Raw genomic sequence first — 1,285 nt, 5'->3', positions numbered from 1 at the left:
GGCTCTATGTTGTGGCCCATGCCCCCGATGCCACCCATGCCGCTCACGGATCTCCCCGCGTCCCGTACGGAGAACGGCTCGGCCGTGATCCGTGTCCTCAGCTACAACATCCGCTCGATGCGGGACGACAACGCGGCGCTGGCCCGGGTGATCCGCGCCTGCGACCCGGACCTGGTGCTGATCCAGGAGGCGCCGCGCTTCTTCCGCTGGCGCAAGGCCGCGGCGCGGCTCGCGGCGGCGTGCGACCTCGTGGTCCTGAGCGGCGGCGCCACGGCCGCGGGACCGCTGCTGCTGTGCTCGCTGCGGGCCACCGTGGAGCGTACCGAGGACGTCCTGCTCCCGCTCACGCCCGGTCTGCACCGGCGCGGCTTCGCGTCGGCGGTGGTACGGGTCGGGGGCGCCCGGCTCTCCGTCCTGAGCTGCCATCTCAGCCTTCAGGCGGACGAGCGCGACGCCCAGGCGGGGATGCTGCTCGACCATCTGGCGGCGCTGGACGTGCCCCACGCGGTCGCGGGCGGCGACCTCAACGACCGCCCCGACGGCCGCGCCTTCCGCCGCCTGGCGAACGCCCTCCAGGACTGCTGGGCGGTACGCCCCTGGGGCACGGAGCACACGTCGACTCCGGCCGACCCCCATCAGCGCATCGACGCGATCTTCGTTACGGAGGGGGTGGAGGTGCTGGGGTGCGGGGTCCCTACGGGGTTGGCGGGGGTGACGGCGGGGGACCTCCGGGGGGCGACGGATCATCTGCCGGTACTGGCGGCGCTGCGGATCCGGGTGTAGCCCCCACCCCGCCCGTTCCCCTAACCCTCCGGGGGCGGGGGTGAGTTGAGATGGGTTTCCTGGGGGCTGCGCCCCCGGACCCCGGGGTGGGACCGCGCCCCCGGACCCCGGGGTGGGGCTGCGCTCCTGCACCCCGGGCGGGGCCTGCGGCTCCTGCACCCCGCTTACGGGGCTTCGCCCCCGATACCCCCCGCGAGGGCTACCCACCCGCCCCCGCTTCGGGCTCCGCCCGGCCCCTGCGCGAGGGTGGGTGGGTTACCGGGTGCTGCGCCCCGGCCCCCTTCGTCTGCGGGTCGTCGGTGGCTGGTCGCGCAGTTCCCCGCGCCCCTGAAGGGGCCCGCACCTCGAACGCCGGAGGGGCTGAATTTCGCGCCGCCGGGACGGGATCTGGCCGGGCCCCGTTCTGCCCTTAGGGGCGCGAGGAACTGCGCGATCAGCCCGCACGGAACTCGCAGACGAACGCCGGGCCAAGGAGGGGCGCGAGGAACTGCGCGATCAGCCC

1 protein-coding gene is annotated in these 1,285 nt (G+C 74.9%); it reads left to right on the top strand.

Annotated features, from left to right (window positions below; translation table 11 throughout):
• The first annotated feature begins 36 nt into the window (after nt 1-36).
• Complete coding sequence (locus ACFWA7_RS20805; protein ID WP_385824481.1) at nt 37-783, top strand: endonuclease/exonuclease/phosphatase family protein; 747 nt, start codon at nt 37-39, stop codon at nt 781-783.
• The last annotated feature ends 502 nt before the right edge of the window (nt 784-1,285 follow it).

It is taken from the genome of Streptomyces sp. NPDC059994 (assembly GCF_042737755.1).
Taxonomy (GTDB): domain Bacteria; phylum Actinomycetota; class Actinomycetes; order Streptomycetales; family Streptomycetaceae; genus Streptomyces.
The sequence above is the reverse complement of the archived record's forward strand: the minus strand, read 5'-3'. Positions and strand labels throughout refer to the sequence as shown.